Origin of the sequence: Arthrobacter sp. Cr_A7 (assembly GCF_029222765.1) — a bacterium.
In the GTDB taxonomy this organism is placed as follows: domain Bacteria; phylum Actinomycetota; class Actinomycetes; order Actinomycetales; family Micrococcaceae; genus Arthrobacter.
In genome coordinates, this window is record NZ_JARHXQ010000162.1 from 1 (window position 1) to 15,928 (window position 15,928).

Genomic DNA, 15,928 nt, shown 5'->3' on the forward strand with positions numbered 1-15,928 from the left:
CGTGTGTGGGCGAGGTCTCACGGGTGACACATCCTTCCTGTGGCATATTTGAGGGATGGCAGAATTCAGGCAGTCCACGAAGCTCAACAACGTCCTTTACGACATTCGTGGACCGATCCTCCAGGCGGCCCAGCAGATGGAGGCAGAGGGGCACCGGATCCTAAAGCTGAACATCGGCAACCCCGCGCCGTTTGGGTTCGAAGCGCCGGACGCCATCCTGGTGGACATGATCCGCCACCTGCCCCACGCCCAGGGCTACAGCGATTCGCGAGGCATCTTTTCCGCCCGGACTGCCGTCTCGCAGTACTACCAGACCCGCGGCATCCAGAACATCCACGTGGACGACATCTACCTGGGGAACGGCGTCAGCGAACTCATCACGATGTCCCTGATGGCCCTGCTTGACGACGGCGACGAAGTCCTGATCCCCACCCCCGACTACCCGCTGTGGACGGCCTCGGTGGCGTTGGCCAGCGGAAAGCCGGTGCACTACCTCTGCGACGAGGACTCCGGCTGGCAGCCCGACCTGGAAGACCTCGAAGCCAAGATCACGCCGCGGACCAAGGGCATCGTGGTGATCAACCCGAACAACCCCACCGGCGCCGTGTACCCCGAAGAGACGCTGAAGCGCATCGTGGCCCTTGCCGAGAAACATGGCCTGGTGCTCTTCGCTGACGAGATCTACGAAAAGATCCTCTACGAGGATGCAGTCCACGTGAACCTGGCCAAACTGACCGGCGACCACGTCCTCTGCCTGACCTTCAGCGGACTGTCGAAGGCATACCGGGTGTGCGGTTACCGCGCCGGATGGATGGCCATCTCGGGACCCAAGAAGGATGCGGCCGACTACCTGGAGGGCATCAGCCTGCTGGCCAACATGCGACTGTGCGCCAACGTGCCGGCCCAGCACGCCATCCAGACCGCCCTGGGCGGGTACCAGAGCATCAACGACCTGATCCTGCCCGGCGGCCGCCTCCTGGAACAGCGCAACAAGGCCTACGACATGCTGAACGCCATCCCCGGTGTCAGCACCCAGCAGGCACGCGGCGCCCTGTACCTCTTCCCGAAGCTTGACCCTGAGGTCTACCGCATCCGCGATGACGAGAAATTTGTCCTGGACCTCCTCAGGGAGCAGAAAATCCTGGTATCCCACGGCCGGGCCTTCAACTGGGTCCGTCCGGACCACTTCCGCATGGTCACGCTGCCCAACGTCAAGGACATCGAAGAGGCAGTGGGCCGGATGGGGGACTTCCTGAGCAGGTACCAGGGGAACTAGCCTGTGCTCACGGGCGCTTGAGCCCCGTGGCACTTCGCGGAAAGGAATTCCCATGGCCAGCGTCATTCGCTTCGATCAGCATCCTTCTGAAACCCTTCGGGTAGGGGACGGGTTCTCCTTGTCCGGCGTCGATCCGGATTCCACTCCCGGCTACACCGGCTCCAAGGAGGACGGCAGGCTGCTGCTGGCCGACATGGACGACGAGCTCACCGAACTGCAGGAAAAGCTGTTCGCCGAGTCCCGTTTTGGCGGCCGCAAGCGGATCCTGCTGATCCTCCAGGCCATGGATACCGCCGGCAAGGGCGGGATCGTCAAGCACGTCATGGCCGCCATGGATCCGCAGGGCGTCCAGTTCAAGGCCTTTAAGGCGCCCACGGACGAGGAGAAGTCCTATGACTTTCTCTGGCGGATCGAGAAGGAAGTGCCGGCGGCCGGCATGGTGGGGGTCTTCGACCGTTCCCACTATGAGGACGTCCTGATCCACCGGGTGCACGGTTGGGCCAGCCCCGACGAGATCAAGCGCCGCTACGTGGCCATCAACGAATTCGAGACGCGCCTCACCGACTCGGGGACCAAAGTGGTGAAGGTGATGCTCTACATCAGCGGCGAGGAGCAGAAGGCCAGGCTGCTGGCCCGGCTGGACAATCCCGCCAAGCACTGGAAGTACAACCGGGGCGACCTCGACGAGCGCGCCTTCTGGGAGGACTACATGAATGCCTACCAGGACGCCATTGACGAGACCAGCACCAGGGATGCGCCATGGCACGTGGTTCCGGCCAACAAGAAGTGGTACGCCCGGATCGCCGTGCAGCAGCTGCTGCTGGGTGCCCTTGCCGAACTGAACCTGGAATGGCCCAAGGCCGAGTTTGACGTCTCCACCGAGCGGGAGCTGATTCTCCGGTCCTGAGCCCCTGCCGGCTGGTTACGGGAACCGGGCTGGTTCCGCGTTACCCGGCATGGCTTCCGTTTACAGCGGCTGGTCGCGGGCGGCGGCCAGCCGCTTCCGTGCCCCCTCGAGCCACTCCTCGCAGCGTGCGGCCAGGGCTTCACCGCGTTCCCACAGCGCCAGCGACTCTTCGAGGCTGGCACCTCCGGCCTCGAGCCTGCCCACGACGGCGATGAGCTGCTCACGGGCCTCCTCGTAGCTCAGGCCCGCGGTGCCGGCGTCCGGCTTTTGCTCACTCATGCGGTTCTCCCGTTGTTCGGATTGTCGCGGCCAGAATCAGTGGATGCGCCTGCGCCCGTGGAGGTTGCACCGAAGCGGCCCTCCGCCACCCTGATGGACAGCGGCGAACCGGCCGGTGCATCAGCCGGGCGGCGGACCACTGCTTGCCCGGCGACCGCTGCCGGTCCTGCCTGCTGCCCGGCGAGTTCGACGACGGCGTACCCCCGGTCCAGCGTCTTCTGCGGCGACAGCGCGCGCACCTGTGCCTTGAGGTGTTCCAGCTGATCGGCGGCGCGTACCACCGTGGAGTTCACGGCAGCGGAAGACCGCCTCAGCAGCCGCTCAATTTCCTCACTGCGGACGGTCACCAGTGCCTCCGGTGACGCCAGGACCGGCCGGGAATGAAGCGACGCGAGCCGGTCCGTTTCACGGTCCACCATGCGCTCCATGCAGCGCCTCAGCTGTTCCCGCGCCTGCCGCACGCCCGCCAGTTCCTCGGAAACTTCCGGAACAATCCGCTTCGCGGCGTCGGTGGGGGTGGACGCCCGCAAGTCTGCAACGTCGTCCAGCAGCGGCCGGTCGGCTTCGTGCCCGATGGCACTCACCACAGGGGTGGCTGCTGCCGCCACAGCACGGACCAGCTCTTCGCTGTTGAAGGGCAACAGGTCTTCAAGTGCGCCTCCGCCGCGGGCGATGACAATGACGTCCACCACGGGATGAGCGTCGAGCTCCCGCAGGGCACGGACAATCTGGGACACGGCAGTGTTTCCCTGGACCGCCACTTCACGGATTTCGAACTCCACCGCAGGCCAACGCAGGGCAGCGTTCCGCAGGACGTCCTTCTTGGCGTCGGAATCCCGGCCGGTAATAAGGCCGATGCGGTGTGGCAACAGGGGGAGTGGCTTCTTGCGGGAATCGGCGAAAATTCCCTCCGCGGACAAGGCCTGCCGGAGCCTCTCAATCCGGGCCAGGAGGTCACCCAGGCCCACCGGCCGGATGTCCCTGACCAGCATGTTCAACCGTCCGGTCTTAATCCAGAACTCGGGCTTCAACAGGGCCACCACGCGTGATCCGCGTTCCAGGGGCAGATTCTGGCGCTCCAGTACTTTGGTCCAGACCGAAGCCGGCAGGGACACCTCGGCATCAACATCCCGCAGCGTCAGGTAGGCGTTGGTACCGCGGCGGTTCAGTTCAATGACCTGGCCTTCCACCCACGCCGAGGGTGTCCTGTCGATGTGGGCCTTGAGCTTTTGCGAGAGCAACTGAAGCGGCCACGGGTTGTCCGGGGTAGTTTCAGCAGCGGTGGCGGGCAGTGTGGAGGGCGCGGTGCCGGGAAGGGAAGCCTGGTCAGACATGCAAACGCCCTTGCGGGGCTGGAGCTGCGGGCATGGGGTCCTTCGTCTGTTGTGCGGCGGTTATTCAACCTTATCCATAAGCTGTAGCACGCGGGACTGACAGCGCCAGGCCAGGATCCTTGCCTAGGATGGATCTACCGCCATCAACCCGAAGGATCTGCTGTGCGCACTTTCGTTTCCGCCGTCGCCACCGTGCTGGGTGTCCTGCTGGCCGCCGTTGCTGTTCCGGCCATCTGGCTTGACCGCAGCATCGTCCAGGAGGACGGCTTTGTAGGGCTGGCGGCGCCCCTGGGAAGAAACGCCGAATTCCAGCAGCAGCTGGCCGCTGCGGCCGTGGGAACCATCGACACCAGCGCAGTTCCGGGCTTCCTGTCCGATCTGGTCCAGCCAGTGCTGGAGGATGCGGCCACGTCGCTGTCCGGGCTCCCGGGATACCCCGCCGCCTGGGAGGAAACACTGCGCAAAAGCCACCGCCTCAGCTTCCCGGAGGCCGCGGCGGAGCCTGACCCATCCGGTTCCGTCTCCTCGCTGACTCTTGACGTGGCCCCGCTGGTGGCGCTGGGTGCCGGGGAAATTTCCCGGGCAACCGGCCTTCCACTCGATCCGCCGGGGGAAACGCTGATCAACGTTGGCCAGCCCGAACAACGGGAGTGGACCGAGCGGCTGGCCACTTATGCCCCCATGGGCTACATGCTCGCCGTCGGTTCAGGCATCGCCTTCCTCCTGGCCCTCGTGGCGGCACGACGGCGTTGGACCGTGCTGGTGGGCGCCGGAATTGGCGGGCTGCTGCTTGCGGGTCTCTGGGCGGTGGGCGCGCAGGTGGGTGCGGCCCAGGCGCTGGCCGCGGACACCGGAAATGAGGTTGCCAACATGTTCCGGGATGAGTTCGTGGCCGCGGCCAACGCTGACTTCGCGGCATGGACGGTGGGCGCTGCCATCACCGGCGGGCTGCTGCTGCTCCTGGGCATTGTGGCCGGAATCTCATCGCGAAAGCGGCCGCGGGCAACCCGGTAGCATGGAGAAATGACCTCCTCAGCTGTTTCCCTTTCGATGCCCACCATCCCGCGTAGGCGCCGCTCCCCTGAGGAAGTAGCAGCGGCAGCCCCCGTCGCAGGAACCAAGAGAGTGCTGCTGGCCGCTCCGCGCGGCTATTGCGCCGGTGTTGACCGCGCGGTGATCGCCGTTGAGAAGGCGCTGGAACACTATGGTCCTCCGGTGTACGTGCGGAAGCAGATTGTGCACAACGTCCACGTGGTCACGTCCCTGGAGGAAAAAGGCGCAATCTTCGTGGACGAGACCGACGAAGTGCCCGAGGGCGCCCTGGTCATCTTTTCCGCCCACGGCGTTTCTCCAGCCGTGGTGGAATCAGCCGAGGAACGGGGACTGCGCACCATCGATGCCACCTGCCCCTTGGTGACCAAGGTCCACAAGGAGGCAGTCCGGTTCGCCAAGGACGACTTCGACATCCTCCTCATCGGCCACGACGGCCATGAAGAAGTCGAAGGGACAGCAGGCGAAGCGCCGGAGCACATCCAGATCATCAACGGCCCCCACGAGGTGGACAAGGTCACGGTCCGCGATCCCGAAAAGGTCATCTGGCTTTCGCAGACCACCCTGAGTGTTGACGAGACCATGGAGACCGTACGGCTGCTCAAGGAGCGGTTCCCCACCCTCCAGGATCCCCCCAGCGACGACATCTGCTACGCCACCACCAACCGGCAGGTGGCCATCAAGAAGATCTCGCCCCAGGCGGACCTGGTAATCGTGGTTGGCTCGGCGAACTCGTCCAACTCCGTCAGGCTCGTGGAAGTGGCCCTCGAATACGGGGCCAAGGCTTCCTACCGGGTGGACTTCGCCAACGAAGTGGACGAAGCCTGGTTCGAAGGCGTGGCCACCGTGGGCGTGACGTCCGGGGCATCAGTGCCGGAGGTGCTGGTGCAGGACGTGCTGCGGCTGCTGGCCGACTACGGTTACGGCACCGTCGAGGAAGTGGTCACAGCGGAGGAAGACCTTCTCTTCTCGCTGCCCAAGGAGCTCCGCGCGACCCTGAAGCAGGCCGGTGACGTCAGCCGCGCGCTCGGCGGGCGCAGGCCGCGCAGCTGACGCCACGCCCGGGCCGGGTTTTCTGCCCGGGCAGGTGTTGCCCGCCCGGGCAGCGACCCCGCTCCAAGCCGTTGCCCCGTCCTAGGCGGCTGCCTCATCGTGCTGGAGTTCCGGAGCGGCGAGGGCGCGTGGCGTGACCTCCACGGCCGGCGGGGCGGTCAAACCTGACTCTTCGAGTGTGTTCAGCTTCCGGGCCGTGGGAAGGACCCGTGCTTCCAGCGTGCCGACCATGGCGTTGTAGCGGTCCACCGAGGTTTTCAGCGATGATCCCAGCTTGGTGACGTTCTCGCCCAGTGTCCCCATGCGGTCGTAGAGCTGCCTCGCCAGGTCGAACAGTTCCCGGGCGCTGTCCGTCAGCACGTCCTGCCGCCACGTGAAGGCGACCGACTTCAGGACGGCCAGCAGGGTGCTGGGTGATGCCAGGACCACGTTCCTGGACAGGGCGTGGTCCAGGAGCTCCGCGTCTGCAGTCAGAGCCGCGGCCAGGATGGACTCGGCCGGGATGAAGCAGATCACCAGTTCGGGGGAGTTGCCGGGGATATCCCAGTACTTCTTGTTGCTGAGTGAGTCCACGTGGGCCCGGAGCGCCTTCGCGTGCGCTGCCAGCAGCGACTGCTGGTTTCGCCGGTCGATTGCGGTGGTCAAACCCTGCTGCCCGTGCCGGGCGTCGGCCGCTCCCAGTTCCTGGGCCTCCAGATAGGACGACAACGGAACCTTTGCATCAACCACCAGTTGCTTGTCGCCGGGGAGCTGGACCACAAGGTCGGGGCGGACCGCTGAATCACCACCGGCGCTGTGCACCTGTTCCACGAAATCCACGTGCCTCAGCATCCCGGAGGCTTCCACCACGCGCCGCAGCTGCACCTCGCCCCACTGGCCGCGTGCACTGTTGGACCGCAGGGCGGACTCCAGTGCATGCGTGGACCTGATCAGCTGTTCGTCCGAGAGCCTGGCTTCCTGGAGCTGCTGCGCAAGCTGGCCGTACTGTTCCACCCGGTCGCGCTCCAGCAGCGCCACCTGCTGCTGCACCGCGGAGAGCTTTTCCGCAACGGGTGCAAGGGCACGGAGCACACTGCCGTCCTGCGTCCGTGCCTCGCCCAGCTCCCGGTTCTGTGCGGCCAAAAGCCGGCGCTCGGCGTCGGCAGCGGCGAACTGCGCGCTGACCTCGGACAGCCGGGACGAGACGGCGTCGAAATCCGCCTCAAGGGCATGCGAGTTCTTCCGCAGTGCAAAATACGTGGCTGCAGCACCGGCTAAGGCACCCAGAAGCAGCATGAACAAGGCAAGAATCAACGCAAAAACATCCATGCCCTCACTGTTGCATGGGGCTCTGACAATCCGGGGCAATGACATCCGCCGGTACAGGCCGCGGGTGCCCTGCGGGTAGAATCAATGCTCGTGGCTCTTACTATTGGCATCGTCGGACTGCCCAACGTCGGCAAATCAACTCTCTTCAACGCGCTTACCCGCAACCAGGTCCTGGCCGCGAACTATCCGTTCGCCACCATCGAACCGAACGTGGGCGTCGTGAACCTGCCGGACCCGCGGCTGGACAAGCTTGCCGGCATCTTCGGATCGCAGCGCGTGCTGCCGGCCGCGGTCTCCTTCGTGGACATCGCCGGCATCGTCAAGGGCGCATCCGAGGGGGAAGGGCTGGGCAACCAGTTCCTGGCCAATATCCGTGAGGCCGAAGCCATCGCCGAAGTGGTGCGGGTGTTCGACGACCCCGATGTGATCCACGTTGACGGCAAGGTGGACCCCCGCTCGGACATGGAAACCATCAACACCGAGCTGATCCTCGCCGACCTGCAGACCATCGAGAAGGCTATTCCCCGGATCGAAAAAGAGGTCAAGATCAAAAAGCGGGAAGCCGCCGAGCTTGCCGCCATCAAGGCTGCCCAGGCGGTGCTGGAACGCGGCGACACCATCTACTCCTCCATCAAGAGCGACAAGCTGGAGATGGAGCACCTCAAGGAGCTCAGCCTGCTCACGGCCAAGCCCTTCATCTACGTGTTCAACGCGGACGAAGGAATCCTGGGCAGCCCGGAAAAGCAGGAGGAACTGCGGGCCATGGTGGCGCCGGCTGACTGCATCTTCCTTGACGCCAAGCTCGAATCCGACCTCGTGGAACTGGACGAGGAGGAAGCCCGCGAAATGCTGGAGATGAACGGCCAGGACGAATCAGGGCTGGACCAGCTGGCACGCGTCGGGTTCCACACCCTTGGGCTGCAGACCTACCTCACCGCAGGGCCAAAGGAAGCACGCGCCTGGACCATCCACCAGGGCGACACGGCTCCCCAGGCCGCCGGCGTGATCCACTCCGATTTCCAGCGCGGCTTCATCAAGGCCGAGGTGGTGTCCTTCGAAGACCTCGTGGATGCAGGCTCCATGGCTGAAGCAAAGTCCCGCGGCAAGGTCCGGATCGAAGGCAAGGAATACGTCATGGCTGACGGCGACGTGGTGGAGTTCCGCTTCAACGTCTGAGCCGGTTCACCGTCGGACTGGGCGGACACCTTATCCTGACTATGGAGGGCGTGATCCTGGCGACTCCAGGTCCCCCTCCCGGAGGGAAAACACGAGGAGGCGGCATGCCGGTCAGGCGTCTGATGCACTACATCACCGCGGCGGTGGCGGCTGCGCTGGTTCTCTCCGGCTGCTCCGGAGCCGGCGGCAGTACGCCCGTTGTGGTGGGGGAGGCCAAGCGGGGCGGTGTCGCCACTGTTGCCGAGGTCAACGCGTTCTCGTCCTTCAACCCTTACAGCGCCGACGGCAACACGGACATCAACTCCAAGGTCGGTTACATCACCCACTCCGGGTTCTATTACCTGGATGACAGCGCCGCCGTGGTGCGCAACGACAAGTTCGGGCGGTTCGAGAAGGTCTCCGACGAGCCGTTGAAGGTGAAGTACACCGTTAATGAGGGCGTCAAATGGTCCGACGGTGAAGCGATCGACGCCGGGGACCTGCTCCTGAGCTGGGCGGCCGGTTCGGGTTACTTTGACGATGCCGATCCCATGACGGGAGCAGGAACCAGGTACTTCTCCGTCGCCTCGGACACCAGCGGCCTGGCAGGCACAGTCTTGCCCGAGCTCGGGGACGACCGGCGGTCCATCACCCTGGAGTACGCCACGCCGTACGCCGACTGGGAAGTCGCGTTCGACGTCGGGCTGCCGGCGCACGTCGTTGCCGCGAAGAGCGGGCTGAATGATGAAGAGGACCTGATTGACCTCATCCAGGACTCACCCCGGGGCGACCCCGAAAAGCCTGCCGTCAACGCTGAGCTGAAGAGGGTGGCCGATTTCTGGAACTCCGGCTTCGACACGAAGTCCCTTCCCGATGATCCGGCCCTTTACCTCTCCAGCGGCCCCTACATTGTGCGGGACATTGTTCCTGAGGTTTCCATGAGGCTCGTCCGCAACCGCGATTACGTCTGGGGAGCCGAACCCTGGCTCGATGAAATCACCATCCGTTTCACGGGTGCCCTCCCTGCTGCGGTTGACGCCCTCCGGAACGGTCAGGTGGACATCATCTCGCCGCAGCCGTCCGCCGGCACGGAGGATCTTTTCGCTGGCCTCGCCGAGCAGGGCAACACCCTGGAGCGGTACAACCAGTCCGGCTACGACCACCTGGACCTCAATTTCTCCGGCCCCTTTGCCCAGGAAGACGTCCGCGAGGCTTTCCTGAAGACAGTTCCACGCCAGGCGATCGTTGACGCCGTCGTGGGAGACCTGGTTCCCGACGCCAAACCGCTCGATTCCCACGTCTTCCTTCCGGCGCAGCCTAAATACCCGGACACGGTGAAGAACAACGGATCTTCCGACTTCGCTGAGGTGGACATCGAGGCTGCCAGGGCGCTCCTGGACGGCGACACCCCCACGGTCAGAATCCTGTACAACAGGGACAATCCCAACCGCGCTGAAGCCTTTGCCCTGATCAGGGACTCGGCGGCCCAGGCCGGGTTCCAAGTGGTCGACGGCGGGCAAAGCAGTGCTGACTGGGCAAAGTCCCTGGGCGGGTCAGGTTATGACGCTGCGCTGCTGGGCTGGATCGGAACCGGGGCCGGAGTCAGCCGGGTTCCCCAGATCTTCCGCACCGGGTCGGGCAGCAACTTCAACGGATTTTCCGACGCCGACGCGGACAAGGCCATGGAACAGTTGGCCCGGACCACGGACCTTGGCAAACAGGACGAACTACTTGCTGAGATCGACCGACGCATCTGGGAGAACGCCTACGGACTCCCGCTGTACCAAACCATTGGCACCACCGCATTCGGCCCCCGGATCACCGGAGTGAAATCGAGCTCCGGACCCCTTGGTGTCTGGTGGAACGTGTGGGAGTGGCGCCTGGCCTCCTAGTGGCTTGTGCTTCCAGCAGCACCCTGCAGGGGGCCTTGTGGGACTCGCCACGCCCGATTCGCCGTCGGAGCTACCGGCGAGTAGCATGTGACTTGCACAACTTCCGTTTACCGGCTATCACGTCGGAGTGACCCGGTCACGGTTTGGCAACGGAGTACCAGTATCTGGACTTCGTGCGGTTAGGCTACTCGTTATATGTAAGTTGCGTCACAGTAAAACGCTGTGCCGGGCTTACGGGGAAGCACAAGATTCCCCTCGATATCTCCCACAACTCATAGGAGGCGGAATGCGTTTCACGCGCACTTCCAAAGCACTGGGCATCGTGGCAATTGCCGCACTGGCCCTGACCGGGTGCGGCGCTGGAGGCGGCACCACCGAAGGGGGCGGCGACACCGCCGGCGATCCCAACAAGGTCATCACCGCCTACAGCAACGAACCACAGAACCCGTTGCTGCCGGCAAACACAGGCGAGGTTTACGGCGGCCGCGTGGTCGAGCTTCTCTTCGAAGGTCTGCGCACCTACGACGCCAGCGGCAAGCCTGTCAACGCTCTGGCGGAGTCCATTGAATCCTCAGACGCCCAGAACTGGACCATCAAGGTCAAGCAGGGGCAGAAGTTCACCAACGGTGAAGAGATCACCGCCAAGACGTTCGTTGACTCCTGGAACTTCGCGGCAAACTCCAAGAACCTGCAGCAGAATGGGTTCTTCTTTGAATCCATTGCCGGGTACTCCGAAGTTTCGGCAGTAACCACTGAAAAGTCGGCCGACGGCAAGACCACCACAACGCCTGCTCCCACGGCCGAGACCATGTCCGGCCTTGCTGCCACCGATGATTCCACCATCACGGTAAAGCTGGCACAGCCTGAGGCTGACTGGTCGCTGCGCCTTGGCTACTCCGCCTTCTTCCCGATGCCGTCGGCCGCATTGGCAGATCCAACCGCCTTTGGCGAGAACCCGGTGGGTAACGGCCCGTACAAGATGGAAAAAGAGGGTGCGTGGGTCCACGACCAGTCCATCTCGCTTGTCAAGAACCCCGACTACAGCGGGCCGCGTGAAGCGAAAAACGGTGGTGTCACCTTCAAGTTCTACACGGATCCGGGCCCGGCCTACACCGACCTGCAGTCCGACAACCTGGACGTGACCGACGTTCTGCCGTCCAATGCGCTGAAGACCTACACCACTGATTTCCAGGACCGCAACGCCGCAAAGCCGGTTGCCAGCAACTCCACCCTGAACATCCCGGGCTACAACCCGAACTTCCAGGGTGAAGCCGGCAAGCTGCGCCGTCAGGCGCTTTCCCACGCCATCAACCGCGAGGAGATCGCCAAGGTGGTCTTCAACGGAACCCGGACCCCGGCCACCGGCTTTGTTCCGCCGGTGATCGACGGCTTCAAGGAAGACATTCCGGGTAACGAGGTCCTGAAGTTCGATGCCGCCAAGGCGAAGGACCTGTGGGAGCAGGCTGAAAAGCTCCAGCCGTACGACGACTCCAAGCCCCTACAGATTGCCTCCAACACCGATGGTGGCAACAAGGAATGGATCGACGCCGTAGCCAACGGCTTCAAGAACAACCTCGGCATCGAAGCTGAAATCCAGCCCTTTGCCAAGTTCGCAGAGGCACTGGAGCTTCGGAAGTCCCAGTCGCTGCCGGGACTCAGCCGCGCCGGCTGGCAGGGCGACTACCCGTCGCTGTACAACTTCCTTGGACCGGTCTGGGCTACAGGGGCGCCTTCCAACTACGAGAAGTACACGAACCCTGAGTTCGACAAGCTGCTCCAGGAAGGCCTTGCCGCCAAGACCACCGAAGAAGCCAACGAGAAGTTCAACCAGGCACAGGAGATCCTCTTTGAGGACCTTCCGGGTCTGCCGCTCTGGGACCAGACGCGTCCGATTGTGTGGAGCAACAACGTTGTGAAGGCCGAAACCGGCTGGAACGGCGGCATCCGCTACTTCGACATCACGGCAAAGTAGTCCCAGATCTAACTTGCCGCCAGGCAGATGGGGGTCCGGTCACGGCCGGGCCCCCATTGGCTTGCAACGGCAGGAAGGCACCCATGAACCTGTTTACTTCCCATCCGGAAGGTTGGTGATCCCGTGGTCCGCTTTATCCTGCGCCGACTGCTCCAGGTGATCCCCGTCTTCATCGGCACCACGCTTCTGGTCTATTACATGGTGTTCGCCCTGCCCGGCGACCCCATTGCGGCGCTCTTCGGCGACCGGCAGCCACCGCAAGCCGTCATCGATACCCTGCGCAGCCAGTACCACCTGGACGAGCCGTTCTGGGTCCAGTACGGCCTCTTCCTGCAGAACCTGTTCACCTTTAACCTCGGCAACGATTTCACCGGGCAGCCTATCGCCGCGAGCCTTGCCCGTGTGTTCCCCGTAACTGCGATGCTGGCCATAGAAGCCCTGGCCATCCAGGCCATTTTCGGTGTTGCCTTCGGCGTTTTCGCCGGGCTGCGCCGCGGCGGCTGGTTCGACTCCACCGTCCTGGTGGCGTCCCTCGTGGTGATTGCCGTCCCCACGTTCGTCCTTGGCTTCGTATTCCAGCTCGTCTTCGGTGTCCAGCTCGGGTGGGCCAAACCCACTGTGGGTGCCAATGCGGACTGGGGCAGCCTGCTGCTGCCGGCGGTGGTCCTGGGGCTGGTGTCTTTTGCGTACGTGCTTCGCCTGACCCGCGCTTCGGTCAGCGAAAACATGAATGCCGACTACGTCCGGACCGCAACGGCCAAGGGCCTGTCCCGGCCGCGGGTGGTCCTGGCCCACATCCTGCGCAACTCGCTGATTCCGGTGGTGACCTACCTGGGCGCCAACCTTGGCGGACTGATGGGCGGCGCGATCGTGACCGAAGGCATTTTCAATGTGCCGGGCGTCGGCAACAAGCTCTACCAGGCAGTCCTCCGCAGCGAGGGACCCACCATCGTTTCCATCGTCAGCGTTCTGGTGCTGGTGTTCGTGGTGGCCAACCTGCTCGTCGATCTCCTGTACGCCTGGCTTGACCCGAGGATCCGCTATGACCAGTAACAACAGCCACTTCGTGGCGCCCATTGACGAAACCCCGCTGCTGGCAACGGACGCGGTCAAGACTGACCAGGCACCGCTCAGCCTGTGGTCCGACGCATGGCGCAAGCTTCGCCGTCGTCCGCTGTTCATCATCTCGGCGCTGCTCATCCTTGCCCTCACCGTGGTGGCACTGTTCCCCGGACTCTTCACCTCGGTAGCTCCGAATGCCGGCTGCGAACTGGCCAACTCGGAAGGCGGACCCACCGCCGGCCATCCGTTTGGCTTCACATTCCAGGGCTGCGACGTCTACTCACGCGTGATCCACGGCACCCAGGCATCCATGTCCGTGGGTGTGCTCTCGGTGCTGTGCGTGCTGGTGATTGGAGTGACCATTGGTGCACTTGCCGGCTACTACGGTGGCTGGATCGATTCAGTGCTCGCCCGCCTCGGTGATATCTTCTTCGCCCTTCCGCTGATCCTGGGCGCGCTGGTCATCACGCAGCTGCCCCTGTTCCGCGAGAACAAGAGTGTGTGGACAGTGGTGTTTGTCATCTCGCTCCTGGCGTGGCCCCAGATGGCGCGGATTACCCGTGGCGCCGTGATCGAAGTGCGCAACGCGGATTTCGTCACCGCTGCCCGTGCGCTGGGCGTCTCCAAATTCGGGGCGCTGGTGCGGCACGTGCTGCCAAATGCCCTCGCCCCGATCATCGTGCTGGCCACCCTGGAACTGGGTGTCTTCATCGTGGCCGAGGCAACCCTGTCCTTCCTGGGTATCGGCCTGCCGCAGAGCATCATGTCCTGGGGCAATGACATCGCCGGTGCGCAGGCGTCCATCAGGACCAGCCCGGAGATCATGCTGTACCCCGCTGCTGCACTGTCCATCACGGTGTTGAGCTTCATCATGCTGGGCGACGCGGTCCGTGACGCCCTCGACCCCAAGAGCCGTCAGCGATGAGAGATAAAGAGATGACAACTCCAGAAGTCCGCATCGATGAAGCCGGCACCACCGGCGTCAGGCCGCTGCTGGAAATCCGCGACCTCGCCATCACGTTCAAGACCGGCGGCGGCGACGTCCAGGCGGTCCGCAATGCTCACCTGAGCATCATGCCCGGCGAAACGGTGGCGATTGTGGGGGAGTCCGGCTCCGGTAAATCCACCACTGCGCTCGCGGCCATCGGACTGCTTCCCAACAACGGCAGGGTGTCCGGCGGGCAGATCCTGCTCGACGGCGAGGACATCGCCCACGCCAGCGAGCAGCGCATGATCGAACTGCGCGGAAACACCATCGGCATGGTGCCCCAGGACCCCATGTCCAACCTGAACCCGGTGTGGAAGATCGGCTACCAGGTCCGGGAAACCCTGCGTGCCAACGGGCGGCCCAGCGGACCGGAGGACATCGCCCGGGTGCTGTCCGAGGCGGGCCTGCCGGACGCCAAACGCCGTGCCAACCAGTACCCGCATGAGTTCTCGGGCGGCATGCGCCAGCGTGCCCTGATCGCCATCGGCCTTTCGTGCCAGCCGCGGCTGCTCATCGCCGATGAGCCGACGTCGGCCCTGGACGTGACGGTGCAGCGGCAGATCCTGGACCACCTGGACACCATGACCACCGACCTGGGCACCTCGGTGCTGCTCATCACGCACGACCTGGGGCTGGCGGCAGAACGCGCCGACAAGGTGGTGGTGATGTACCAGGGCCGGGTGGTGGAGGCAGGACCGTCGCTGGAACTGCTGCGAAACCCGCAGCACCCCTACACCAGGAGGCTTGTCGAGTCGGCACCGTCCCTGGCAAGCCGGCGCATCCAGGCCGCCAAGGAACAGGGTGTGGAGACGGCGGACCTGCTGGCTCCCGCTGCCGAGACTGCCGCCGTGGATAACGTCCTGCAGATCCAGGACCTGCGGAAGGTGTACAAGCTCCGCCAGGGCTTCGGGAAGGCGACGGACTTCGCGGCGGTGGACGGCGTGAGCTTCGACGTCCAGCGCGGAACTACGACGGCGATTGTGGGGGAGTCCGGTTCGGGCAAGTCCACGGTGGCCAAGATGGTGCTCCAGCTTGAGAAGCCCACGGACGGCAGGATCCTGTTCGATGGCGTGGACACCTCGCTGCTTAAGTCGCAGGAACTGTTCAAATTCCGGCGGCGGGTGCAGCCGATTTTCCAGGATCCGTACGGCTCCCTGGACCCGATGTACAACATCTTCCGCACCATCGAAGAGCCCTTGCGGGTCCACAAGATCGGCAACCAGGCCAGCCGCGAAAAGAAGGTCCGGGAGCTGCTGGACCAGGTGGCGCTGCCCCAGTCCGCCATGCAGCGGTACCCGAACGAGCTCTCCGGCGGGCAGCGGCAGCGTGTTGCCATTGCCCGGGCGCTGGCACTGGATCCCGAGGTCATCATCTGTGACGAAGCGGTGTCCGCTTTGGACGTGCTGGTCCAGGCGCAGGTCCTCAACCTGCTGGCCGATCTCCAGGCCAACCTTGGGCTGACTTATCTCTTCATCACGCACGACCTTGCGGTGGTCCGGCAGATTGCGGACCACGTGTGTGTCATGGAGAAGGGGCGCCTGGTGGAGACCGGCTCCACGGATGAAGTCTTCGAATCACCACGACAGGAGTACACGAAGGCACTGCTCAACGCCATCCCCGGTGCCAAGCTGATGCTTCCGCCCGAAGTGGCG

General features: G+C 64.1%; 13 protein-coding genes. 10 read left to right on the plus strand and 3 right to left on the minus strand.

Features of this window, described 5'->3' with window-relative positions:
* Positions 1-55 precede the first annotated feature (55 nt).
* Positions 56-1,276 (plus strand): pyridoxal phosphate-dependent aminotransferase, encoded by a 1,221-nt coding sequence (locus P2Q66_RS10075; protein ID WP_275727701.1) that lies wholly within the window; start codon positions 56-58, stop codon positions 1,274-1,276.
* Between the two features lie 52 nt (positions 1,277-1,328).
* The gene (locus P2Q66_RS10080) at positions 1,329-2,183 is read left to right on the plus strand and encodes a polyphosphate kinase 2 family protein (protein WP_275727704.1); all 855 of its coding nucleotides are present in this window, start codon (positions 1,329-1,331) and stop codon (positions 2,181-2,183) included.
* 60 nt (positions 2,184-2,243) lie between these two features.
* Here P2Q66_RS10080 and P2Q66_RS10085 read toward each other — a convergent pair whose 3' ends face one another.
* Entirely contained in the window at positions 2,244-2,462 is a 219-nt protein-coding gene (locus tag P2Q66_RS10085; RefSeq protein WP_115525149.1) for an exodeoxyribonuclease VII small subunit, read from the minus strand.
* A complete protein-coding gene (gene xseA / locus P2Q66_RS10090; protein WP_275727708.1) occupies positions 2,459-3,796 on the minus strand; it encodes an exodeoxyribonuclease VII large subunit in 1,338 nt (445 codons plus the stop codon). Before xseA ends, P2Q66_RS10085 begins: the two co-directional genes overlap by 4 nt.
* A 162-nt stretch (positions 3,797-3,958) precedes the next feature.
* Here xseA and P2Q66_RS10095 point away from each other — a divergent pair, with 162 nt between their 5' ends.
* Complete coding sequence (locus P2Q66_RS10095) at positions 3,959-4,810, plus strand: hypothetical protein (protein ID WP_275727709.1); 852 nt, start codon at positions 3,959-3,961, stop codon at positions 4,808-4,810.
* A gap of 9 nt (positions 4,811-4,819) precedes the next feature.
* Complete coding sequence (locus P2Q66_RS10100) at positions 4,820-5,899, plus strand: 4-hydroxy-3-methylbut-2-enyl diphosphate reductase (RefSeq protein WP_079597348.1); 1,080 nt, start codon at positions 4,820-4,822, stop codon at positions 5,897-5,899.
* Between the two features lie 81 nt (positions 5,900-5,980).
* Here P2Q66_RS10100 and P2Q66_RS10105 read toward each other — a convergent pair whose 3' ends face one another.
* Positions 5,981-7,207 carry a DNA recombination protein RmuC gene (locus tag P2Q66_RS10105; protein ID WP_275727711.1) on the minus strand — a complete coding sequence of 409 codons (1,227 nt, stop codon included), beginning with the start codon at positions 7,205-7,207 and terminating at the stop codon, positions 5,981-5,983.
* Between the two features lie 90 nt (positions 7,208-7,297).
* Here P2Q66_RS10105 and ychF point away from each other — a divergent pair, with 90 nt between their 5' ends.
* The 6 genes from ychF to P2Q66_RS10135 form a co-directional block, all read left to right on the plus strand.
* Complete coding sequence (gene ychF, locus P2Q66_RS10110) at positions 7,298-8,383, plus strand: redox-regulated ATPase YchF (protein ID WP_079597431.1); 1,086 nt, start codon at positions 7,298-7,300, stop codon at positions 8,381-8,383.
* A gap of 104 nt (positions 8,384-8,487) precedes the next feature.
* The gene (locus tag P2Q66_RS10115) at positions 8,488-10,254 is read left to right on the plus strand and encodes an ABC transporter family substrate-binding protein (RefSeq protein ID WP_275727715.1); all 1,767 of its coding nucleotides are present in this window, start codon (positions 8,488-8,490) and stop codon (positions 10,252-10,254) included.
* A 286-nt stretch (positions 10,255-10,540) separates the two neighbouring features.
* On the plus strand, positions 10,541-12,226 hold the full coding sequence (locus P2Q66_RS10120; RefSeq protein WP_275727718.1) for an ABC transporter substrate-binding protein: 1,686 nt from the start codon (positions 10,541-10,543) through the stop codon (positions 12,224-12,226).
* Positions 12,227-12,349: 123 nt separating this feature from the next.
* Positions 12,350-13,279: an ABC transporter permease gene (locus P2Q66_RS10125; protein WP_275727720.1), complete on the plus strand. Its 930-nt coding sequence runs from the start codon at positions 12,350-12,352 to the stop codon at positions 13,277-13,279.
* Positions 13,269-14,213: an ABC transporter permease gene (locus tag P2Q66_RS10130; RefSeq protein WP_079597343.1), complete on the plus strand. Its 945-nt coding sequence runs from the start codon at positions 13,269-13,271 to the stop codon at positions 14,211-14,213. The genes P2Q66_RS10125 and P2Q66_RS10130 overlap by 11 nt, the downstream gene beginning before the upstream one ends.
* 11 nt (positions 14,214-14,224) lie before the next feature.
* On the plus strand, positions 14,225-15,928 hold a 1,704-nt coding region (locus P2Q66_RS10135), incomplete at its 3' end, for an ABC transporter ATP-binding protein (protein ID WP_275727722.1).